This is a genomic window from Pseudomonas sp. AN-1 (assembly GCF_034057115.1).
Classification (GTDB): Bacteria; Pseudomonadota; Gammaproteobacteria; order Pseudomonadales; family Pseudomonadaceae; genus Geopseudomonas.
The window spans coordinates 695,627-718,354 of the sequence record NZ_CP139195.1 but is presented as its reverse complement, the minus strand read 5'-3'; the positions used below and the strand labels follow the sequence as shown (position 1 = coordinate 718,354).

Below are 22,728 nucleotides of genomic sequence, written 5' to 3'. Positions count from 1 at the left end.
AAACGACATGCACAACAAGACTGCGGTGGTCACCGGCGGCAGCCGGGGCATCGGCAGGGCGATCGTCCGGGTGCTGGCAGGAGCCGGCTACCGGATTGCCTTCAGCTACGTGCGCGACGAGGCAGCGGCGATGGCCCTGCGCGAAGAGATCGAGGCGATGGGGCGACCGTGCCTGGCCTTGCGCTGCGACATCGGCGAGAGCGACAGCATCGCTGCCTTCTTCGCGCGAGTGGAGGAGGAATACCAGCGCATCGACCTGCTGGTGAACAACGCCGGCATCACCCGCGACGGCCTGCTGGCGGTGTTGCCCGAAGAGGACATCGTCAGTGTCATCCAGACCAACCTGATCGGCACGCTGCTGTGCTGCCAGCAGGCGCTGCCGGGAATGCTGCGCCGGCGCAGCGGCAGCATCGTCAACCTCAGTTCGGTGGCCGCCCAGCGTCCGGGCAAGGGACAGAGCAACTATGCCGCCGCCAAGGGCGGCGTCGAGGCGCTGACCCGCGCCCTGGCCGTCGAGCTGGCGCCGCGCAACATCCGCGTCAACGCCATCGCTCCCGGCATCGTGCGCACCGAGATGAGCGAGGCGCTGATCGGCAGCATGGCGGAAGCAATCCGCGAGCGCCTGCTGATCAAGCGCTACGCCGAGCCCGAGGAAATCGCCGAGGCGGTGCTGTTCGTGGCCGAACGCGCACTCTACATGACTGGGGAGGTCCTGCCGGTCAACGGCGGGCTGAAAATGCCATGAGCAAGACTCGTACGATTCTCGTCACCGGCGCGGCGAAAGGCATCGGCAGGGCCGTCGCGGAGTCCTTCGCAGGGGCGGGCGGCCATCGCCTGATCCTGCTCGACCGCGACCTGGGCGAGCTGGAGGGCTGGACGGCCGGCCATCCGGCGCGGGAGAGCATCGAGTCCCACTTCGCCGACATCGCCGATCTGCCCGGTCTGCAGCGGCTGTTCGAGGACCTGGCCCGTCGCCACGGGCAGATCGACGTGCTGGTGAACAGCGCCGGCATCTGCGACGAGAACGAGCCCGAGGACCTGGACACCTGGCACAGGGTGATCGCAGTGAACCTCAGCGGCACCTTCTACGTGACCGCGCTGTGCCTGCCGCTGATCCCCCGGCATGGGCGGATCGTCAACATGGCCTCGATCCTCGGCCGCGCCGGCAAGGTGCGCAACACAGCCTATTGCGCCTCGAAGCACGGCATCGTCGGGATGACCAAGGCGCTGGCGCTCGACCTGGCCGCGCAGCAGATCACGGTGAACGCGATCCTGCCGGCCTGGGTCGACACGCCGATGCTGCGCCACGAGCTGGCGGTGCAGGCCGGCATGGCCGGCCTGACTCCCGAGCAGATCCAGCGCAATGCCAGGCGCAAGCTGCCCTTGCGCCGCTTCATCCAGAGCGAGGAGGTGGCAGCGCTGGTGCGTTATCTGGCCAGCCCCGAGGCGGCGGGTGTCACCGCCCAGAGCCTGGTGGTCGATGGCGGCGCCGGATTGGGGATGTAGCGTGTCGAGAGCCAATCACTGCCGCGGTCTGCTGGCCGTGCTGGCCGCATTGTCGTGCCAGGTCACTGCGGATTCGCTCTACCGGGAGGCCGAAGTGGGCCTGGCCAGCGCGTTGCGCCTGCATGGCGACGACCGGGTCACGCAGAAGGAGGTCTACTTCAAGGCCAGCCTCGAGGACAGCTGGGACAGCGGCTACTATAAGGCCAAGGGGCGGATACGCTACGACGCCCGCTACGACGGCAACAATCCCTATTCGGCCCAGGCCCGCGACGAGTACCGCCTGGATGCCGACTGGCGCCACCTGTACTGGGGGCATTACCTCGGCGCAGGCGAACTGACCGTCGGCTGGCAGCAGGTGGTATGGGGGCGCGCCGACGAGCTGCGCGTCCTCGACCAGGTCAACCCGCTGGACTACCGCGAGGGGGTGACCGCGCTGCTCGAGGAAAGTCGCATCGCGCTGCCCATGGTGCGTTACATCCGGCCGCTCGGCGACTGGGAGCTGGAGGCGCTGTGGATCACCGGCTTCGAGAAGAACCGGCCTCCCGCGGCTGGCAGCGAATTCGATTCGCCGCTGTTCGCCAAACCGCCTGCCGATACCTTCCTGGTCGACTCGACGCCCGACTACGACGGTGCCGACGGCTTCGCCTACGGGCTGAGCGGCAACGGCCGGCTCGGCGACGTGGACGTCAGCGCGGTGCTGCTCAATGCCCGCCAGCAGGACCCGGTGTACGCCGTCGAGGGCCTGGCGGCGGATGGGCGGATACGCCTGGAGCGGCAGTTTCCCCGCTACACCATGATCGGTACCGGGCTCGCGCTCGATGCCGGGCACAGCATCGTGGTGCGCAGCGAGGTCGCCTACTTCGACAACTGGCGCCTGACCAACCCGACGCGGGCCTTCGGCAGCGACGAAAGCCCGCTGGTCAAGGCACTGCTCGGCGTCGACTACCTGGTCCGCGACTGGATGATCTCCGCGCAGTGGCAGGAACAGCAGGTTCTCGACTGGCGCGCGGGCATGCTGCTGGAGCGCCGCGAGCACCTGTTCACCCTCTCGGCGGAGGGCTCGCATGCCCAGGACCGTCTGAAGAGCCGGCTGGTGGCCGCCTTCAGTCCACCCGCCGGGGACGATGCGCTGCTCCAGGCGATTCTCACCTACAAGCCGGTCGACTGGCTGAAGCTCGGTCTCGAGGCCGACCTGTTCTTCGGTCGCCAGGGCGGCACGTTCGGCAGCTACGACCAGCGCGACCAGTTGCGCTTCTCGGCCGGATACCTGTTCTGACCCACCCCTGCTGCCCGCCGCCTGCGAGGCACGGCGGTGCGGCATTTCATGAATTTCGAGGAGTTACCCATGTTGCCGATACTCAAGAGACTCACCCTGGCCGCTCTCGTCACCGCCAGCGCGGCCGCTCAGGCCGAGCCGCCCAGCGCCGACGAGATCGTCCGTCAGGCCCGCGAGCGGGACGACGGCCACAGCTTCATGTCGGAAGTGTCGCTGATCCTGCACGACAAGAAGGGCAATACCCGGGTGCGGACCTTCACCTACCTGCAGAAGGACTACCCCGAAGGCGACAGGTTCTCCATGTTCTTCACCTCGCCCAACGACGTGCGCGATGTCGCCTTCCATATCGAGAACCCGCAGGAGGTGCTCGGCAAGGAGGACAGCCAGTGGATGTACCTGCCCGTCAGTCGCCAGACCCGGCGGATATCCACCACCGACAAGCGCGGTTCGTTCATGGGCAGCGAGTACTCCTATGCCGACCTGGACAAGATCCGGGTGAACGACTATCGCCAGACCCTGCTCGGTGAGGAGCAGATACAGGGGCGCGACTGCCATGTGATCGAGCGCGAGCCGGCTTCCCCGCAGGTGCTCACCAAGACCGGCTACAACAAGCTCAAGGTGTGGATCGACAAGCAGAACCATCTGGTGATGCGCCAGGACTTCTTCGACGTGAAGGGCGTGCTGATCAAGCAGATGCGCACCCTCAAGGTGGCCAAGGTCGATGGCATCGACAGCATCATGCTCAGCGAGACCGAGCATTTCATCGACGGAACCCGCTCGGAGATGCGCTTCGACCGGCTGCAGTACAACGTCGAACTGGATGATCGGCTGTTCACCCAGGGGGCGATCCGCCGCGGGCTGAAGTCCGGGGACGTGCCCGGGTTCGTCTCCTCCTCCCTGTAAGCGGCGGTTCGGATAATCATGGAAAGATACCTGGACTTCGTCGAACGCCATGCGAAGGGGATCATCGTCCTGCTGCTGGCGATCACGGCCTACTTCACCTACGTGCTCGGCGCGCTGACCTCGGACACCAACCCCTACCTGCTCAAGGAGTCGCATCCGGCGCGCAAGACGATCATCGACCTGCAGGGCGAGTTCACCGGCACCTTCGACTCGGTGATGGTGGCGCTGCACAATCCCGACGGGGTGTTCAACCGGGACACCCTCAACGCCCTGCATGCGCTGTCCCAGACGGCGCGCAGGGTGGTGCTCAGCAACGAGGAGGACGCCCTCGAGCTGCAGCGCATCGCCCAGCTGCATGCCGGGGATGCGCGGGCCCGTGAGCTGGTCGACGCCATGCTGATCGACGGCCTGGCGCAGAACGACTACCAGACGGCCAAGGCTCTGCGTGAGCACGCCCGCAGCCAGAACTGGAAGCCACGGGAGCAGCATTTCATCGACTTCCTGGCCGAGCGGGTCAACCCGATCCGCGAGATGGCCTCGATGGGCGACTTCGAGAACATCCTGCTGACCGACGACGGCGAGCTGCTGATCCACAAGACCCTCAGGGCGTTCGACATGGATCCCTCCCGGGTCGAGTCGGAGATCATGGGCAACGAGCTGATGGTCGATGGCGTGGTTTCGCGCGACAAGACCGTGGCCCTGCTGGTGGCCGAACTCGGAACCCGTCAGGACGACGCCGAGGCCCAGTTGCGGGCCTACCGGATCTTCCGCGACATGGTCGCCGACTATCAGGCGCAGCACCCGGAGTTCAAGGACGAGGTGTTCATCGCCGGCATGCCGATCTTCATCGCCGCCCAGCAGGAGATCATCGACCATGATCTGGCATTGCTCTTTCCGATCGTGTTCGTGCTGATCAGCACCCTGCTGGTGTTGTTCTTCAGGAAGCCGCTGGGGCTGCTGCTGCCGTTGCTGAACATCCTTTTCTGCACCATCTGGACGCTCGGGCTGATGGCCCTGCTCGAGGTGCCGGTCGACCTGCTGACCAGCGTTCTGCCGGTGTTCCTGTTCACCATCTGCTGTTCCGATGCCATCCACGTGATGGCCGAGTACTACGAGCAGAAGTACGCCGGACAGAGCAACCGCGAGGCCAACCGGGCCACCATGCGCCTGATGATGATGCCGGTTGTGCTGACCACGGTGACGACCATCGCTACCTTCCTGATCTCCACCGCCACCAACATCGTCAGCATCCGCAACTTCGGCGTCTTCATGTCGGTCGGCCTGGCGGCGGCGCTGGTCATATCGCTGCTGCTGATTCCGGCCTGGATCGCCGTGTGGGGCAAGGACGGCATGCTGGAGCGGCGGGACGGTCAGGACTCGTTGCTGTCGCGACTGCTGGTCGCCGGCTGCGCCTGGATGATCGAGCGGCGCAGGGCCATGCTCTGCGCGGTCCTGCCCCTGCTGGCCACGATGGCGGTGCTGACCTTCTCGGTCGCCATCGAGGACTCCGGCATCGCCTACTTCAAGGAGGGCAGCCCGGTACGCGTTTCCGACGAGTTCATCAACCGCAGCCATGTCGCCGGCACCGCGCCGGGGTGGATCGCCATCGACAGCAAGACCCCCAGGGGCGTGCTCGATACCGAGGTGGTGCAGTTCATCGACCGCCTCGATCGTTTCCTGCGCGAGCAGCCGGAGGTGAGTTACGGCTATTCGCTGGCGACCTACATCAAGCGAATGAACCTGGTGCTCAACGACATGGACCCCGCCTATCTGCGGGTGCCCGAGGCGCGCGAGACGGTCAGCGTGGTGGACGAGGAGGGGCGCCGCGAGACCTTCGAGGTCGATGGCAATGCGCTGATCGACCAGCACGTGATGCTGTTCGAGAATGGCGGCGGCTCGGACCTGACCAATGTTCTCAACGCGGACTATTCCAAGGCGGTCACTCTGTACACCATGACCTCCTCGGTGGCCAGCGACTACCGCAGCCTGCTGGCGCGTCTGGACGCCTGGCTGGCGGTGAACAAGCCGGCCCATCTGGAGATCACCCATGCCGGCACGCCGATGATCTGGACCGGGGTGCTGGACGAGATCACCCGGGGCCAGGTGCTCAGCTTCACCCTGGCGGCGCTGGTGGTGACCCTGATGATGATGTTCTCGCTGCGCTCGCTGCGCCTGGGGCTGCTCGGCCTGTTCACCCTGCTGGCGACCTCGGCGAGCCTGTACGGCGCCATGTTCCTGCTGGACATCGAACTGAACATCGGCACCGCACTGGTCACCTACCTGGTGGTCGGGGTCGTGGATTATGCGGTGCACCTGCTGTCGCGCATCCGGCTGTTCGTGCAGCAGGGCGTCGATATCGATAGCGCCATCCTGCGCTCCATGCACAGTGTCGGGCGTTCGACCGTGGTCAACGTGGTGATTTTCTCGGTCGGCTTCCTGGCTCTGCTGTTTTCCGACTTCAAGCCGGTGGTCGATCTGGGCGCCCTGGTGGCGCTGGCGCTGCTCGTCAGTGGCGTGATGACCATTCTGGTCATCACGCTGACTGCCCCATGGTTCTTCGCACCGATCGCCGCACGCGCGGCGTCGGCCTCCATGGCGCATGAGCCGGGTGGCGTGGTGCCCGCCTAGCGGCAGGGAGGCTTGCTCCCCCGGGGCTCGGGGTGGGCAGGCCTCCGCTGTCCGACGATTCGCCTCATCAGGTTCCCAAGCTCTGTGGGTGCGCCGGTTTTTTTTCCGCCGGGCGCGAGGCACGCAGGAGGTGGCATTCCTCCCGGGCATCCTGCAGATCCTTCTCGAAAGCCTGCAACCCGGCGTGCAACTGCTGGAGCATGTCTATCTGGGTCGTCAGTTCCTGTTTCTTCCGGGCGATCTCCTGCTGTGCCCGCTCCCAGGGAAAGTCGCGGCCGCCGTAGTCGGCGAGAATGCCCTGCAGCTCCTTGAGCTTGAATCCCAGCTGTTGGGCGCACTTGATGAAACGCAGGACATCGACGTTTTCCTGATCGTAGACCCGATATTTCCCCTCGCGCGGCGCTTGGGGAAGCAGGCCTATCTTCTCGTAGTGGCGAATGCTCTTGACGGTTGTTCCCGATAGCTTGGCTGCTTTTCCTATGTACATCCTGACAACTTCCATTTGTGTTGCGAACGCTGGGCGGTTGCCCGTGCAGGCGGGCATCTTCCGGGAATCGCAGGCGAGCTGTCGCGGGGCGATGGCAGTTCCGTCGAGCAGATCACAGCCGGGAAATCATGGGGAAGGGGCCGGCGCCCCTGGCGGGGCTTGACTCTACCGTCCGGGGGAGACTTTAGCCTTGGGGTCTTTCCACCGCCAAGTAACGAGCCGTACTCCGTGAGCAAGAAAATTCTGCTGATCCTCGGCCACCCCTCTTCCGACAGTTTCTGCGGGCATCTGGCCGATTCCTACCTGGCCGGGGCGACCCAGGCCGGTTGCCAGGTGCGCCAGCTGCGCCTGAGCGAACTGGACTTCGACCCGATACTTCACGAGGGCTATCGGAAGGTACAGGAGCTGGAGCCCGATCTGAGCAAGGCGCAGCAGGACATCCTCTGGGCCGAACATCTGGTGTTCGTCTATCCGACCTGGTGGGGGGCCATGCCGGCGCTGCTCAAGGGCTTCATCGATCGCATCTTTCTGCCCGGCTTCGCTTTCCGCTATCGGGACAACTCGAAGTTCTGGGACCGGCTGCTGGTCGGGCGCTCCGCCCAGTTGCTGGTCACCATGGATACCCCACCCTGGTACTACCGCTGGGTGTTCCGCATGCCCGGTCACCAGCAGATGAAGCGCACGATCCTCGAGTTCAGCGGACTCAAGCCGGTCAAGGTGGCCAGTTTCGGTCCCATCATTCACGCCACGCCGCGGCAGAAGGCCCGCTGGGTCCTCGAGGTCCGCGAGCTGGGGCTGCGTGGCGGGCTCTGATTTCACTCCCTGGGGCGCTCCAGCGGGTGCGGCTCGGGGATATGGCCAAGGGTGTCCGGCCTTGCCGGCCGGACGCCCCTCGGCATTCAGCGCAGGACGAAGGCCTCCAGCTTCGGCGCCGCCATCTCATCCTTGAAGCGCTGCTGCGACCACGGCCAGGTGTTGGGGATGCCCTCGGCATCCAGATACCAGCTGTTGCAGCCGGAGCCGAACACCGTCTTGCGCGCCACGTCGTAGGCGTCCAGCGCGCTCTGCGCGGCGCTGACTTCCTGGCACTGGCCGCTGCGCACCAGCTCGATCAGTTGGGCGATGTAGCCCCACTGCAGCTCGGCGATGTCGATCAGCGAGAAGTTGCCGACCGGCCCGGTGGGGCCGTTGAGCATGAAGAGGTTGGGGATGGACACCGCCAGGTAGGCGGTCGGCCCCTAGGCCCAGGCCTGCTCCAGGGTGTGGCCGTCGTGGCATCGGGCCTGGATGAGCGCACTCTCCTGATGAGGGCTCAGGAATGCACAATGACTGCCTGGGACTGCACAGCCACGCTCGGGTTACCCCTTCAGCGCCGCCTCGATCGCCGCGATATCGATCTTGCGCATGGTCATCATCGCGTCGAAGGCGCGCTTGGCCGCTGCTCGATCAGGGCTGGTAACCGCGGCCGTCAAAACGCGGGGCGTGATCTGCCACGACAGCCCCCACTTGTCCTTGCACCAGCCGCATTCGCTTTCCTGGCCACCGTTGCCGACAATCGCGTTCCACAAGCGGTCCGTCTCGGCCTGATCGTCGGTCGCCACCTGGAACGAAAAAGCCTCGCTGTGCCTGAACGCCGGCCCGCCGTTGAGCCCGAGACAGGGGACGCCCATCACCGTGAACTCGACGGTCAGCACATCGCCCTGCTTGCCCGCCGGATAGTCGCCCGGAGCGCGCAGGACAGTCCCCACAGCACTGTCCGGGAAGGTCGCGGCGTAGAAGGTCGCAGCGTCCAGCGCGTCGTTGTCGTACCAGAGGCATATGGTGTTCTTGCTGGTCATCCTGGCTCTCCGCGGTTGGGGCTGAGAGATGGAGTCTAGCTGCGCAACCAGCTTGGAGCGGCGATAGGGAAGGTCGCTTGCTTGCCCTGCCAGGGTATCGTCGCGGATCATGAGCTGATCTTCGGTGTCGTGACCGGCAGCTGTCGGCCAAAAGCAGTCATCGAGTGACTACGAAATTAGGGGCGATTCATCATTGATATTTGCGACATCCAGAGATGGCCCTGTTGATCTGCCAGCTCGCGCAAACCATCCTGTCGAGGGCCCCAAGCGAAGGCCACTGATTAATCCCAACATGCTGTCATGAATAACGGAAATTCGACCATGAGTGAAGAGTGGATTCTCTAGACTAGGGAAACCCGCAGGGTATTTTCTAACGCGGCGTGGGTTCCTTTGAGAGCGTCAGTTGAGCTCAAGAAAGGGGATATAAAAGAGGTAGGCCATGTCAGTGAATATTTCGGCTGTGGCTCCGTTGCATTTCCGCCAGAGCATCGCCAGCTGGTTGAAAAACGTCTTGGATGGAGCGACATAGGCATTGGGCACACAGTCGCACCTTATGCATACGAAGATTGATATTATGCGTCCATTGACCAATATCAATACAACGATAAAGAGCCAATAGGCGTCAATCTAGTTTATGAACACCCGCAACCTGTTGTCGGCGGCAGAAAATGGATACTGAGCCCTGATCTGATAGTCGCGCTGCACTTGATCAAAGAGGGGAACAACTGGGTCAGACCTGAAGAAAATTTCGTTGTGGTAGCTCGCGAGACAGTGAGTGAAGATGGCGAATATCGTCAGATAGAAATAAAAAGAGAATTTTTACTTGGGCGGCGGCAAAAACTGAGTGCAACACCTGACCTTTCCGGTACGGTGTTGCCATGTCTTACCACGAACTCAGCATTGAAGAGCGCTCCAACATCCAGGTCGGTCTGCTGCGCGGCATGAGCCAGCGGGCCATTGCCCGAATGCTCAACCGCAGCCCCTCGACGATCTGTCGCGAGATCCGCCGTAACCGCAGCGCCCAGGGCGAGTACGCCACCCAGCATGCCCAGCGAGCGATGCGTGAACGCCGCATGTCCTGCCGGCCTCGGCAAAAGCTGGTGCCCGGCAACGAGCTGTTCGAGCTGGTCGTCCACCTGCTGCGAAAACGCTTTTCTCCCGAGCAGATTGCCGGCAAGCTCCGCGCCATGGAACTCCCGAACTTCGAAGACGCCTACGTCTGCCGCGAAACGATCTACAACGCGATCTACGCCTTGCCGGTCGGCGAGCTGCGCAAGGAGCTGATCATCTGCCTGCGGCAAGGCAAAACCACCCGCCGTCCGCGCTCTGGCGGGGTAGATCGACGTGGTCAGATCCCCGACATGGTCAGCATCCACGTGCGCCCACCGGAGATCGAGGATCGCGTGATGCCCGGCCACTGGGAAGGCGATCTGATCAAGGGTAAGGCCAACGCCTCGGCGGTAGGCACCTTGGTGGAGCGCACCAGCGGCTACCTGATGCTGGTAAAGATGAGCGATGCGACGGCGACCTCGGCTGTGGAGGGGTTCAGCGCGGCGCTGAATCGCATGCCGCTGGCGGCGCGCAAGAGCATGACCTACGACCAGGGACGGGAGATGGCACGCCATGCGGAGATCACCCAGAAGACCGGCGTGGCGATCTACTTCTGCGACCCGCACAGTCCCTGGCAGCGTGGTAGCAACGAGAACATCAACGGATTGATCCGGCAGTACCTGCCCAAGGGGACGGATCTGTCGGAATACAGCCAGGAGCAACTGGATGCGATTGCCTACGAACTGAACATCCGACCGCGCAAGCGCTTCGGCTTCAAGTGCCCCATCGAGGTCATAACCGAGCTGATGGCCAAGCATCATGAGGCACCTGCTTCACTCCAATAACCGTGTTGCACTCAGTTCCTGCAACCGCCTTGATTATCTAGCGGCCAGAAATCTGTCGCTCCGCCTTGCATACTACCGACAGAGGGTAGAAAACGTCCCCGTATTCGAGGACAGCGCATACTCAAATTTGCAACCTCACAATGAGGAAAGAGATAGCGGAAAATTCACCCTAATCGTTCGCAAGCTTGATGACGTATTTGGGGGAAGTTGGGCAATGTTTCGAGCCTGGCGAACGGACGTAGATGAGGATGAAGACGCCCCTGTGATGGGCCCTGAGAATGACTCGAACACTGGCCATGAAAGTTCAAAGGGGCATCGTGGAGGCTATACAGGTGTACGGGTAGAGGGGGAGTTTTGGCGTGAGGAATGGATAGACCACCAATCAAAAAGCCTACGCGTTCGTGGAGATGCAGATCCGAACCTCCCGCAATTCATCGTGGAAACCGATGGAACGCGAATGAGATCAGCAGAGCTTGATAACGAGGACATAGGCCGCTGGCTATGGTTTCGGGCCAGCGTTGTAAATGAGCTTCTGAATAGCCGAGGATTTAAGTTGGCGTGGTACACGGCTGAAACTGGAGCCATTAACTCCACATCAGGATATAAAACTCATTTCGGGATAAATAGCTCTGATCTTATCACCGTATATGCTTATGACATCGCACGACTTGCCCCATGGGAGCAGCATGTTTGGGCGGGGCATAATGTAGCTCCCGAAGGAAAGGTTTCAAGTGAACTGCTGGAGGCGCAGGTGAGGGCGAAACCGGCATCCACATATGCGGTTGAAGAAATGTTTTTTGGAAGCATGAGGCTTTTGGAAGACGGCTTCAGGCATAAATACAAAATATCTCTGTTCACCCATGATATTGATGACTCCGAAGCAGGGCTGCAAATATCCAGATTTGCAAGCAAAGACAGGGCGTCCCTGCTCAGGTTAGCCAAGGACATCATTCGCGTATTCTCGGACAGGCTCAACATAACCGAGCTACGCAAGCTTTCTACACACCAAGAGAAAGCCAAGCTCGGCTCAAACAAATTACTCCAAAGTATTTTGGCTGAGAAAATTGGAGACGACAAAGCCAGGCTAGTATTTGCTGAGATTGCCGGTGCTTATGATATGCGAGTGGGAGATGCACACCCTACTGGCTCAAAGGTCACAGACGCGATCAAGCTCGCGGGCGTCGATGAAGAAGACTCGCCATTGCGGCAAGGAGAGCAACTCATCCACAACGTTGGGCGATCGATTTGGTACACAGGGAAATTCCTGTTCGGCGAGACTGATGACTCGGACGAGTAGCAATGACTGTTTCTGGCCGCTTGCTGCCAGTCGCGCCTGTGGCATTGGTCAACCCGAATGCGATCCGTGGCCAAGCCCAAGCAAATTGGCTGTCAGGCGAGGAGCAAGACCGCGCCAGCCTCTGACGCACTGGCCATGATTGCCGGGACTGGCGTTTCGAGGAGACGGGAGGGGGGCTGCCTGCCCGCTGCGATAAGCGGACGGGCAGGGAGCTGAAGTGCCCCTTGGGAGTTGGCCAAACCGAAACGGGCGTCCCGTCTAGTCGGCGGGACGCCCGTTCATCTCCCGCTTCAGCGCAGCACAAAAGCCTCCAGCTTCGGCCCCGCCATCTCATCCTTGAACCGCTGCTGCGACCACGGCCAGGTGTTGGGGATGCCGTCGGCGTCCAGGTACCAGCTGTTGCAGCCGGAGCCGAACACGGTCTTGCGCGCGGCGTCCTTGCGGGCCACGTCGTAGGCGTCCAGCGCGGGCTGCGCGGCGCTCACCTCCCGGCACTGGCCGCTGCGCACCAGTTCGATCAGCTGGGCGATGTAGCCCCACTGCAGTTCGGCGATGTCGATCAGCGAGAAGTTGCCGACCGGCCCGGTGGGGCCGTTGAGCATGAAGAGGTTGGGGAACTCGGGAATCGAGATCGCCAGGTAGGCGGTCGGCCCCTTGGCCCAGGCCTGCTCCAGGGTGTGGCCGTCGCGGCCGGTGATCTGCATCGGGCGCATGAACTGGTCGGGCTTGTAGCCGGTGGCCAGCACCAGCACGTCCAGCTCGTGCAACTGGCCGTCGCGGGTGCGCACGCCGCCGGCCTCGATGTACTCGATGCCGTCGGTGACCAGCTCGGCGTTCGGATGCTGGATCGCCTGGTAGTAGTCGGGCGAGTAGATCAGCCGCTTGCAGGCGGCGCGGTAGGTGGGGCGCAGCTTCTCGCGCAGGACCGGGTCGCTGACGCTCCTCTCCAGATTGTCGCGGGCGATGGCCTCGATCTCGAGGATTTCCGGCGAGTTGGCGTCGAGCACCGCGTTGGTGAAGCGCTCGACGTTGGCCAGGTAGGTTTCCTCGTTCTGCATGCGCTTGAGCAGCGCGCGGTCGGCGCGGAAGGCGGCCTTCTGCTCCTCGCTGTAGTACGGGTTCTCGACCGGGAAGATCCACTGCGCGGTGCGCTGGAAGTGCTTGAGCTTGCCGGCGCGGGAGGCCAGCGCGGAGACGATCTGCACGCCGGTGGAGCCGTTGCCGATGATGCCGATGCGTCGGCCGTCCAGCGGGATGTCGTGGTTCCAGCGCGCGCTGTGCAGCAGGTCGCCCTGGAAGCTGTCCAGGCCGCGCAGCTTCGGGGTGCTGGGGTGGTGGAGCACGCCGGTGGCGGCGATGACGATGTCCGCGCTGTCGGTGAGGCCGCTCTTCATCTCCAGCTGCCAGCGGCCGGCGACGAATTCGCAGCGGACGATTTCCTCGTTGAAGCGGATCAGCTCGTCGACCCGGTACTTCTGCACCGTGCGCTCGAAATACTCCTGGATTTCCGCGCCCGGCGGCAGGAAGCGGCTCCAGTCGGGGTTGGGCTCGAAGGAGTAGGTGTAGGCGTGGGAGGGGACGTCGCAGGTCAGGCCGGGGTAGGTGTTCTCGCGCCAGGTACCGCCGATGCGTGAGGCCTTCTCGTAGATGGTCACGTTGGCGAAGCCGGCCTCGCGCAGCTTGATGCCGCTGAGAATGCCGGCCATGCCGGCGCCGATCACCACCACGCGCAGGTCGGGTCTTGCTGCTGTGTCGTTCATGGTCACACCCTGTTCTTGTTGTTCGGTGGGACCAATCTAGGGGGTTGCCGGCGGCTCTACATACTGTGTACTTGCTAGTCCGATCGGACAGTATCGGCGGTATTTTGCTGCTGTTTATCCCTGATGGCAGGGGGATGCCCGCACGCAAGCGCCGGTGCGCGATGGCCTGTAGGGGCGAATTCATTCGCCTCGCGCGGAGGGTGGTTGGCGAATGAATTCGCCCCTACAGAAGCGCTATGCGGTTGCCGGGACCTCGTCCTTCTGGCGTGCCCGCTGCCGGGCGACGTGGGCGGCGGCGCGGCGGCCGGAGAAGATGCAGTCGGCGGCGGACAGTCCGGAGATGTACAGGTGCGAGGGCAGGCCGATGGCGGTGCGGCCGGCGGCGTACAGCCCGCCGATCGGCGTGTCGTCGGCGCGCAGCACCTGGCCGCTGTCCTCGTCGACGCGCAGGCCGCCGACGGTCATCGACGACAGCGGGAACAGGCTGCTGCGGATCGACACGTCGATGGCGTAGAAGGGGCCCTCCGCGATGGCGTGGATGTCCTTCTGGTCCTTGCCGAAGTGGTCGGCCTGCCAGCCGGCCGCCGCCTGGTTGTAGTCGCGCACGGTTTCCTCCAGCACCCGCGGATCGAGGTCGCACTTGCGTGCCAGCTCGTCGAGGGTGCGCGCCTTGCGCGAGGCGAACAGCAGGGCGAGGATCGCCGGCTGGCGCTGGAACGGCAGCATGTCGTCCTTGCGCACCTGGTGCCACGCCTTGCGGTACAGGGCGCGGTCGAGGATCAGCAGGCCGGTGCCGTCCTGCTCGTCGCCCATCACCTGGCCGATGGCGGCGCCGTAGAGCATCTCGTCGCAGTAGCGCTGGCCGCGGCCGTTGACCAGCATGGCCTCGGCGAAGGCCTTGGGCGGATTGAGGAAGCGCCAGCTGCTGATCCGGCCGAGCCGGTCGGCGGCGCCACCGACGCTCTGGCCGAGGCGGATGCCGCTGCCGTTGTCGCCCAGCGAGCCCAGCGGCATGCTGTCGGCGTAGCCGGGGGCGTAGTGGTTGGCCATCGGCCGGTTCTGGATGAAGCCGCCGCTGCTCAGGCACACGCCATGGCGGGCGCGGATGCGCCGCTCGACGGCATGCGCGCTCTTCAGCGCCTCGGCCTTGCGCCAGTAGCGCAGGGCGATGCCGCTGGTGATGCCGGAGCCGGGGAAGCTGGCCGGCAGCATCAGCTGGAAGCGCGCCGCCTGCTGCATCAGCCGGGCGAACTGCGCCGCCGCCGCGCCCGGCGGGATCTGCACGACCTTGACCCCGACCACGTTGTCGTCCTGGTCGACTATCAGCTGGCGCACCTCGCTGTTCGCCATGAAGCGCACGCCCAGCCGGCTGGCCCGCTCGCGCAGCGGATCGGTGATGCGCACGCCGAAGCCGACCGGGGCGGAGGTGGGCGGCGAGTAGACCTTGTGCCCGCGCGCCGCCGGCCGGGCGACCGCCACCGAGCGTGGCAGCAGGGTGTTGTCGGAGTGGTACAGGTGGTAGCCCTGCGGCGGATAGGAGGTCTTGGCCGCGTACAGGGTGCTGTCGAAGCGCACGCCGTGGCCGCTCAGCCAGTCGATCATCTGCGCGCTCTGCTCGCAGAAGCGGCGCAGGGTGCTGTCCCTGACCACGCCCTGGGTCTCCAGCTTGAGGTAGCGGAACATGTCGTCCACCGAATCCTCGACGCCCGCCTCGCGCTGGATGGCGGTGCCGCCGCCGGCGTAGACCACGCCGCCGTTCATCGCCGTCGAGCCGCCGCCGTCGTAGGCATCCAGCGCCAGCACTTCCAGGCCCTGTTCGGCGGCCTCCAGCGCCGCGGCGATGCCGGCGCCGCCGTAGCCGACCACCAGGAAGTCGGCGGCATCGTCCCACTGTACGTCGGCGGCGTCGGCCACCCGCTCCGGCTGGCGGACGGGGGAATGCCAGTGGGGGCTACCGGGTTCATCGCGCTGGGTCACGTCGGGCATCTCCTTGGATTGTTGTTGTTCGATCTGTGGGGGCGAATTCATTCGCCATGGGCCGCAACGCGGCCCCGGAGGTTGCCAAGGGCAGGCCGGTGGCCTGCTTGGCGAATGAATTCGCCCCTACAGGGGACAGGGGATTGGCCTGGGGGCCGAAGGTTGGTCAGGAGCGCGCCGGCTGGGCGTTGAGCTGCGCATCGCCGGGGGGGCCCAGCACGCAGCTGGTACCGCCCGGGGTGTACATCATGGCCACGCAGCGGTTGCACGAGGTGCAGCCGGTGGCGCCGGCGCCGCCCGCGGCCAGCTTGTTGACGAACTCGGGGTCGAAGATTAGCCCGCGACCCAGGGCCACTGCCTCGAAGCCTTCGCCGAGCGCCTGAATGACGTTGGCGGCGGTCTTCACCCCGCCCAGGTAGGCCAGCGGCATCGACACCGCGGCGCGTACCTTGCGCGCATGCTCGAGCAGGTACAGCTCGCGGAACTCCACCTTGGGTTCGGTGAAGCTCTGGATGGTCATCGCCGCGCGGACGATGGGGTTGCTGACGGAGACGCGGTTTTCCTTGGGGAAGGACGAGCCGAACAGGGTGGTGGTGGACTCGACGTTCATCCCCGCGCTGAGCACCAGCAGGTGGGCGCCTTCGCGCTCGAGGATGCGCGCCACCGCGGCGCCGTCCTCGGCGGTGTGGCCGCCTTTCGCTCCTTCGGTGACGCTGTACTTGCAGATCACCGCCAGCTCGCGGCCCACCGCATCCAGCACGCGGCGCAGCACCAGGCTGGGGAACTGCAGGCGCTTGTCGAGGCTGCCGCCCCAAGCGTCGCGGCGCTTGTTGTACAGCGGCGAGATGAACTGGCTGAGCAGGTAGCCGTGGCCCATGTGGATTTCCACGGCGTCGAAGCCGGCCTCGCGGGCGAGCAGGGCGGCCTGGGCGAACTCGCCGGCGATGCGCTGCATGTCGGCCTCGCTCATCGCCTGCTTGAGGAAGCGCCCGCTCATGATGCCGACCTTGTTGAAGCCGCCGCTGGCCGACAGCGGCCGGGGCGTGGACAGCTCCTCGAGGAAGGTGAAGCAGCCGCCATGGGTGATCTGCGCCGAGGCCGCGCCGCCATGGCGGTGCACCGCATCGGTGAGCACGCGCAGGTGGGGCACGGCGTCGCGGTCGAGGGTGATCTGGTCGGGGAAGGTGCGCCCGTCGCGGCTCACCGCGCAGTAGGCCACGGTGGTCAGCGCGGTGCCGCCAGCGGCCATCGCCTCATGGAAGCGCACCAGCTGCTTCGAGGGCGTGCCGCCGCGGGCCATGCCCTCGTTGGTGGCGGACTTGATGAAGCGGTTCTTCAGCGTCAGCGGGCCGATCTTCAGCGGGCTGAACGGCGACGGCGAGGCGGGCAGGATCTTGTTGTTATGCATGCTGAGTCCCAGCGATTCGACTTCAGGTGGCAAGCAGGGCGCCGGGCACGAGGCGCTCCCGTTGCTGCCGGTGGCGGGCCCACGGGAGCCCGATGCGATGTTCCTACCATAGATAGCGGGGCAGGGGGCTACCTCGTCCGAACAGACTAACTGCCGGCAGGTGTGCTCCGCATCGGCCGCTGGGCGGTTAGTCCCATCGGACGATGCGGGCGGACGGCGCGATGGCGACGATCCGGACGACCCCCGGGGGCGAATTCATTCGCCTTGGCTGGGTGTCCGGGCGAATGAATTCGCCCCTACAGGACCGGATTGCCCAGGGACGGTCGCATCGCGCACAACCACCGAGAGGATCAGACATGAGTTGCGAGAATCGCCAGGTCGCCGTGGTCACCGGCGCCAGCCGTGGTGTCGGCAAGGGCATCGCCCTGGCCCTGGGCGCCGCCGGCATGGTCGTCTACGTCACCGGCCGCTCGACCACGACCAGCGGCTCGCAACTGCGCGGCCAGGTGCTGCCGGGCTCGATCCAGGAAACCGCCGAGGCGGTGACCCGCGCCGGCGGGCTGGGCATTCCGGTGGCCTGCGACCACGCCGACGATGCGCAGGTCAGGACGCTGTTCGAGCAGGTCGCCCGCGAGCAGGGGCGTCTCGACCTGCTGGTCAACAACGCCACCTTCCTCCACGAGAACCTCATCGATCCCGGCCCGTTCTGGGAGAAGCCGCTGGAGCTGGTCGGCATCCTCGACGTCGGCCTGCGCTCGGCCTACGTCGCCAGCTACTACGCCGCGCCGTTGCTGTTGGCCGGCGGCCGCGGGCTGATCGCCTTCGTCTCCTCCTACGGCGCCGGCTGCTACATGCACGGCCCCGCCTACGGCGCGCAGAAGGCCGGCTGCGACAAGCTGGCCGCCGACATGGCGGTCGATCTGGAGGGCACCGGCGTCGCCGCGCTGTCTCTGTGGCTCGGTCCGCAGCGCACCGAACGCACCGCCATCGCCAGCGAGGAACGCGCCGACCAGTACGAGGCGTTCCTCGCCCAGGCGGAAACCCCCGAATTCAACGGCCGGGTGATCCACGCCCTGCTCGACGACCCGGCGCTGGCCAGCCTCAGCGGCCAGACCCTGGTGACCGCCGAGCTGGCGCCGGGTTACGGCATCAGCGAGGAGGGCGGCCGCCTGCCGCCGTCCTACCGCGAGCAACTGGGCGCGCCGCGCGTGCCGCATCCGGCGCGGGTGATCTAAGGATCCTGTAGGGGCGAATTCATTCGCCTTTGCCGGGTATCCGGGCGAATGAATTCGCCCCTGCAATGGATACCAAGCGCCCGCACCGCCGGTGCGGACGCATTCCATCCCTCGAAAGGCAGCGCTTCCATGGAAAAAGTCGTCTATGTCGTCTGGCGTGATCGCCAAGTCAATCCCGAAGAATTCGCCAGCCGCCTGCGCGGCGAGGTCGCCGAACAGCTGCTGGCGCTCGGCGCCCGCGGCCTGCAGGTGAACGTCGCCGACGCCGCCGTCGAGCCCGCCGCCGGCCTGCGCCAGGCCAACCTGCAGCCGCTGATGGACGGCAGCGTGTCGCTGTGGCTGGACAGCGCCATCGCCCAGTTCCGCCGCCCGTTCGACGCGGTGATCGCCGGTGCGGTGGAGCGCCTGGCCGCCTACCTGGTCACCGAGTCGGTGCCGATCCGCAACACCCGCTTCCCGGCCGTCCCGGGCGAGCGCACCCACGGCTTCGCCCAGCTGGCCTTCCTCACCCGCCCGCCGCGCCTCACCCACGAGGGCTGGCTGGACATCTGGCACAACAGCCATACCCAGGTGGCCATCGACACCCAGGACAACTTCCAGTACGTGCAGAACGTGGTGGTGCGCGCGCTGACCCGCGGCGCGCCGGCCATCGACGCCATCGTCGAGGAGTGCTTCCCGCCGGCGGCAATGAGCGACCCGCAGAGCTTCTTCGACGCCCCGGGCGACGAGGAGAAGTTCCGCCGCAACCTGGCGGCGATGATGGAGAGCTGCAAGCGCTTCATCGACTACGACAAGATCGACGTGCTGCCGACCAGCCAGTACCTGATCGCCAGGCCGGGCGGCGCCTGAGCCACACTCTAGCGGGGCAAACGCAACCCGGAGTCCGCCACTGGCGGGCTCCGGGTTTGTTTTTTGGGATGCGCAGCGTGCTCAAGAGCATGGCATGCAAAGCCGATATGTTTGGCTCAACTTCGCTGCTGGCGCTCGCAACGGTCACAAGCTCGGGTCTAGAGCCAAGTTGGGGGCGGCTACGTGCTTTGCGTCAGCACGCGTTGTAGAGTTCGCTGCAACGCTGGCGTGGTGAGCGCCGTGCAGATGGTCTCATCAATCGTCGGCCCATCAATCGCTCGAGGGTTCCTTGGATATCTCAAGGAAACCAGCCTCGCAAGGAGATCAGATGTATTTATCAAACTTTTTCGAGGACGCTGACGATGAACTCATCGGATGCATCCGCTGCAGGGATGCCAAGCCACTTAATCTCGAATTGAAGATGGCTTTCCAGCCGATCGTCGATGTCGAGCAGCGGAGTGTGTTTGCCTACGAGGCGCTCGTTCGCGGCGCCGATGGTGCCTCTGCGGCGCAGGTACTGGGCGCGGTGAAGCCCGACGAGATGTATTCGTTCGATCAGACCTGCCGTGTGCTGGCGATCGAAACCGCTCAGCGCCTCGGCATGCAGACCTATCTGTCGATCAACTTCCTGCCCAACGCGGTTTATGAGCCCGCCAGTTGCATTCGCCTGACGCTGGCTGCTGCGCGCAAGGTCGGCTTTTCGCCGGATCGCCTGATCTTCGAGATCACGGAGTCGGAAAAGATCCGTAACCCCGAGCATGCCCTGAAGATCATCAAGGACTATCGGCAGCGTGGCTTCCTGACCGCCATCGACGACTTTGGCGCAGGCTATTCCGGCCTGAACCTTCTGGCGGACTTCCAGCCCCATATCGTCAAGCTGGATATGGCGCTGACGCGCGATATCGACCGCGATGCCGTGCGACGGGCGATCGTCGCTGGCGTGATCGGCACCTGCAACGCACTCGGTTGCCAGATCATCGCCGAAGGGATCGAGCGGCCCGAAGAGCTCGACACCTTGCGGAGCATGGGCGTTTCGCTGTTCCAGGGCTACCTGCTGGCGCGCCCGGCGCTGGAGGCGCTGCCGGAACCCGACATGCGTTATTGCTGATCGTTCGGCAGCACGTGGAGCGCTGATCAGCAGCGAATTTCAGTGTTCCCGAGGAAGTCCTGGAGAAGTTGTCATTCCCGTACAGGCGACAATCCGGAAGGCCCGTGGCACCTGGGCTCCCGCCTTCGCGGGAGCGCCAAATGGGATTAGTCTCCCCAGACGATGTAGCCCCTCCCACCCGTTGCAACAATCGAATCCAGTCGATTGCGGGCTCGATCCGCGCTGATCCAGCAACGGGAGAACAACAATGAAACGAGTCGAAGGCAAGGTATGCATCGTGACTGGCGCCGCCAGTGGCATCGGTCTGGAGGATGCCAAGCTGCTGGCCCGCGAAGGGGCCAGGGTGGTGCTCACCGACCTCAACGAGGAAGCCGGCCAGCGTGCGGCCGCCGAGATCGGCGGCGACGCCCTGTTCGTGCGCCACGACATCGCCAGCGAAGCCGACTGGCAGCGGGTGATCGACACTACCCTGGAAACCTTCGGCCGCCTCGACGTGCTGGTCAACAACGCCGGCATCCTCGCCGTCGGCACCATCGAGGACACCTCGCTGGAGCTGTTCCAGAAGGTGCAAGGCATCAACAACGCCGGCTACTTCCTCGGCTGCAAGTACGCGGTGCTGGCGATGAAGGAAACCGGCGGCGGCTCGATCGTCAACATGTCGTCGATGGCGGCGCTCGGCGGCATGCCGGCGTTCTGTGCCTATTCGGCGTCCAAGGGCGCGGTGGCGGCGATGACCCGCTCGATCGCCATGCACTGCAAGCAGCAGGGCTACCGCATCCGCTGCAACAGCGTGCATCCGGACGGCGTCAACACGCCGATGACCAGCGCCCTGCACGGCGGTCAGCCGGTTGCCCAGGAAGAGCTGGAGAAGGATCCGAAGAACCGCATGTGCGCCCCGGCGGACATCGCCAACGTGGTGCTGTTCCTCGCCTCGGACGAGTCGCGCTTCATCAACGGCGCGGAGATCCGTGTCGACAACGCCCAGCTGATCGGTGGCTCCGCCTGATTCGGGGCACAGGGGGGAGGCTGTGCTCCCCCCGACAGCAAACCAGTGCGTGCTGACAGGTCTATCCCACTGTCACCTTTTACCCGGCTCAGGCCGGTTTTTTTTTGCTTCTTCGCTCCGCAGTAACACCGGCGCAGCCGCCCACGCCATCGTCCGCGGGATGGCATGGGGGAGGAGGGGCGCAGGATGGGCTATCAGGCCAGCGCGGCGACGCTGTTGAGCAGGGTCTTGACCAGTTGGGCCTGGCGGGTGGCGCCGGTCTTGGCGAAGACCCCGCGCAGGTGGGCGCGCACGGTGTTGCGCGAGAGGCACAGGCGCTCGGCGCTTTCGTCCAGGGTCAGGCCATCCATCATCAGCATGGCCACCTCGGTTTCCGTGCGGGTCAGCTGGAACAGGCTGCGCAGCAGGTGCCGCGAGGCCTGCGGCGAGTCGTTCGGGTCGCGGATGAACACCGCCACGGCCGGCCGCCGGGCCTTGCCCTGGCCTTCGTAGTTGAGGGCGATGGGGCGCAGCAGCAGGTTCAGCGGCACCTCGCCGGTCGGGCGGGACAGGGTGAGCACCTCCACCGACTCGTCCCGGCCCTGCTGGCGCTGCAGGAGCACCGTCTGCACGGCCTTCTGCAGATCGCGGTTGTCCTGGACGGAATAGGCGCGCAGCCGGTCCTGGCGACACTCGAGGCCATCGTGCGCGGCGAACAGGCGCTGGGCTGCCTGGTTGCTGCGCATCACCTTGCCGGTTTCGTCGAGGATCGCCGTGCCGACCAGCAGGCGGTCGATGGTGGCGGCGTAGAGCAGGCGCTCCGAGTCCAGTTCGTCGACCGTCGAATGCAGGTCCACCGCCTGCTGCAGGTGCGGCCGGAGCAGCTCGATCAGCGCCCGTTCCGCGGCGTCGAAGTCCGCCGCCGCATGGCCGCGGCAGGCGAACAGCGCGCAGTGCATGCCGGCATCGGTGCGCAGGTTGGCCACCAGCACATAACGCAGGTCCAGCGGCTGCAGGTAGCTCCGGTAGAAGTCGTCGGTCAGCCAGGCCTCCTGGCCCAGCACCTGGTCGGCGCTGGCCACCTGGCCGGCCGGCCAGTCGAGGAAGGGGCAGATCGCATAGTAGTGCTCGCTGTAGGACGGCTCGCCCGGCAGGTGCGGGCCGTGGATCGAGGCGTTGACGATCAGCCCGGGGCGGTCGTGGGCGGGGTTGCGCAGCACCAGGGTCATGAAGCTGGCGCGAAAGCGCAGGCGCAGCGCCTCCAGCAGGCCGGACCAGGGCGTGGGTTCCAGCGGGCCGCGGTAGGTCAGGGCCAGCAGGTCGCTGAGTTCGCGAGCGCTGATGCCCGCCAGTTCATGGGCGTGTTCGAAGTTGTGCATCCGCGCCTCTCTAGTTGTGGTTGTCGGGCTGGATGGGGTCAGTATTTGCGCGCCGCGGGGCCGGCAAATCGTCCGTTCGGCCTAGGGCGGGTTGTGGGGGCGAATTCATTCGCCAAGCAGGCCGGAGGCCTGCCCTGGGCAACATCGGGGGCCGCGTTGCGGCCCGTGGCGAATGAATTCGCCCCTACAAGGTGACG

Annotated in this window: 19 protein-coding genes; 12 read left to right on the top strand and 7 right to left on the bottom strand. The window is 65.1% G+C overall.

The genetic code is table 11. The annotated features are described in order from the left end of the window. The first annotated feature begins 7 nt into the window (after positions 1 to 7). The 5 genes from SK095_RS03220 (at position 8) to SK095_RS03200 (ending at position 6,313) form a co-directional block, all read left to right on the top strand. A complete protein-coding gene (locus SK095_RS03220) occupies positions 8 to 745 on the top strand; it encodes a 3-oxoacyl-ACP reductase family protein (RefSeq protein WP_320547836.1) in 738 nt (245 codons plus the stop codon). Next, a complete protein-coding gene (locus SK095_RS03215; protein ID WP_320547835.1) occupies positions 742 to 1,506 on the top strand; it encodes an SDR family NAD(P)-dependent oxidoreductase in 765 nt (254 codons plus the stop codon). The genes SK095_RS03220 and SK095_RS03215 overlap by 4 nt, the downstream gene beginning before the upstream one ends. Position 1,507: 1 nt before the next feature. Beyond that, positions 1,508 to 2,782: a DUF1302 family protein gene (locus SK095_RS03210; protein ID WP_414153870.1), complete on the top strand. Its 1,275-nt coding sequence runs from the start codon at positions 1,508 to 1,510 to the stop codon at positions 2,780 to 2,782. 69 nt (positions 2,783 to 2,851) lie between these two features. After that, entirely contained in the window at positions 2,852 to 3,685 is an 834-nt protein-coding gene (locus SK095_RS03205; protein WP_201486885.1) for an outer membrane lipoprotein-sorting protein, read from the top strand. Between the two features lie 18 nt (positions 3,686 to 3,703). Further along, complete coding sequence (locus tag SK095_RS03200) at positions 3,704 to 6,313, top strand: efflux RND transporter permease subunit (RefSeq protein ID WP_320547834.1); 2,610 nt, start codon at positions 3,704 to 3,706, stop codon at positions 6,311 to 6,313. A 67-nt stretch (positions 6,314 to 6,380) separates the two neighbouring features. On the opposite strand, the gene SK095_RS03195 is transcribed toward SK095_RS03200, so the two are convergent. After that, positions 6,381 to 6,800: a MerR family transcriptional regulator gene (locus SK095_RS03195; protein WP_136488549.1), complete on the bottom strand. Its 420-nt coding sequence runs from the start codon at positions 6,798 to 6,800 to the stop codon at positions 6,381 to 6,383. A gap of 228 nt (positions 6,801 to 7,028) precedes the next feature. Here SK095_RS03195 and SK095_RS03190 point away from each other — a divergent pair, with 228 nt between their 5' ends. Continuing rightward, positions 7,029 to 7,613: an NAD(P)H-dependent oxidoreductase gene (locus SK095_RS03190; protein ID WP_320547833.1), complete on the top strand. Its 585-nt coding sequence runs from the start codon at positions 7,029 to 7,031 to the stop codon at positions 7,611 to 7,613. An 86-nt stretch (positions 7,614 to 7,699) separates the two neighbouring features. Here the strand turns inward: SK095_RS03190 and SK095_RS03185 are convergent, their stop codons facing one another. Together SK095_RS03185 and SK095_RS03180 are read right to left on the bottom strand one after the other, a co-directional pair. Next, positions 7,700 to 8,017, bottom strand: a complete 318-nt coding sequence (locus tag SK095_RS03185) for a hypothetical protein (protein ID WP_320547832.1) — start codon at positions 8,015 to 8,017, stop codon at positions 7,700 to 7,702. Between the two features lie 141 nt (positions 8,018 to 8,158). Further along, positions 8,159 to 8,638, bottom strand: a complete 480-nt coding sequence (locus tag SK095_RS03180; protein WP_320547831.1) for a VOC family protein — start codon at positions 8,636 to 8,638, stop codon at positions 8,159 to 8,161. Positions 8,639 to 9,516: 878 nt separating this feature from the next. Between SK095_RS03180 and SK095_RS03175 the strand changes: the two genes are divergently transcribed. Continuing rightward, positions 9,517 to 10,533, top strand: coding sequence for an IS30 family transposase (locus SK095_RS03175; RefSeq protein ID WP_320547731.1), 1,017 nt, complete (start codon positions 9,517 to 9,519; stop codon positions 10,531 to 10,533). Next, complete coding sequence (locus SK095_RS03170; RefSeq protein ID WP_320547830.1) at positions 10,508 to 11,830, top strand: hypothetical protein; 1,323 nt, start codon at positions 10,508 to 10,510, stop codon at positions 11,828 to 11,830. The genes SK095_RS03175 and SK095_RS03170 overlap by 26 nt, the downstream gene beginning before the upstream one ends. Positions 11,831 to 12,120: 290 nt before the next feature. Here SK095_RS03170 and SK095_RS03165 read toward each other — a convergent pair whose 3' ends face one another. The 3 genes from SK095_RS03165 to SK095_RS03155 form a co-directional block, all read right to left on the bottom strand. Continuing rightward, on the bottom strand, positions 12,121 to 13,590 hold the full coding sequence (locus SK095_RS03165) for an NAD(P)/FAD-dependent oxidoreductase (protein WP_320547829.1): 1,470 nt from the start codon (positions 13,588 to 13,590) through the stop codon (positions 12,121 to 12,123). Positions 13,591 to 13,824: 234 nt separating this feature from the next. Next, positions 13,825 to 15,567 (bottom strand): FAD-binding protein, encoded by a 1,743-nt coding sequence (locus SK095_RS03160; RefSeq protein ID WP_320547828.1) that lies wholly within the window; start codon positions 15,565 to 15,567, stop codon positions 13,825 to 13,827. A 166-nt stretch (positions 15,568 to 15,733) separates the two neighbouring features. After that, positions 15,734 to 16,975 carry an NADH:flavin oxidoreductase gene (locus tag SK095_RS03155; protein WP_320547827.1) on the bottom strand — a complete coding sequence of 414 codons (1,242 nt, stop codon included), beginning with the start codon at positions 16,973 to 16,975 and terminating at the stop codon, positions 15,734 to 15,736. 356 nt (positions 16,976 to 17,331) lie between these two features. Between SK095_RS03155 and SK095_RS03150 the strand changes: the two genes are divergently transcribed. The 4 genes from SK095_RS03150 (at position 17,332) to SK095_RS03135 (ending at position 21,173) form a co-directional block, all read left to right on the top strand. After that, positions 17,332 to 18,210: an SDR family NAD(P)-dependent oxidoreductase gene (locus tag SK095_RS03150; RefSeq protein WP_136488541.1), complete on the top strand. Its 879-nt coding sequence runs from the start codon at positions 17,332 to 17,334 to the stop codon at positions 18,208 to 18,210. Between the two features lie 129 nt (positions 18,211 to 18,339). Beyond that, positions 18,340 to 19,059: an EthD domain-containing protein gene (locus SK095_RS03145; RefSeq protein WP_136488540.1), complete on the top strand. Its 720-nt coding sequence runs from the start codon at positions 18,340 to 18,342 to the stop codon at positions 19,057 to 19,059. Positions 19,060 to 19,387: 328 nt separating this feature from the next. Further along, a complete protein-coding gene (locus tag SK095_RS03140) occupies positions 19,388 to 20,167 on the top strand; it encodes an EAL domain-containing protein (protein ID WP_320547826.1) in 780 nt (259 codons plus the stop codon). A gap of 247 nt (positions 20,168 to 20,414) precedes the next feature. Continuing rightward, the gene (locus SK095_RS03135; protein WP_201486897.1) at positions 20,415 to 21,173 is read left to right on the top strand and encodes a glucose 1-dehydrogenase; all 759 of its coding nucleotides are present in this window, start codon (positions 20,415 to 20,417) and stop codon (positions 21,171 to 21,173) included. Between the two features lie 194 nt (positions 21,174 to 21,367). Here SK095_RS03135 and SK095_RS03130 read toward each other — a convergent pair whose 3' ends face one another. Then, positions 21,368 to 22,531: a helix-turn-helix transcriptional regulator gene (locus SK095_RS03130; RefSeq protein WP_320547825.1), complete on the bottom strand. Its 1,164-nt coding sequence runs from the start codon at positions 22,529 to 22,531 to the stop codon at positions 21,368 to 21,370. Between the last annotated feature and the right edge of the window lie 197 nt (positions 22,532 to 22,728).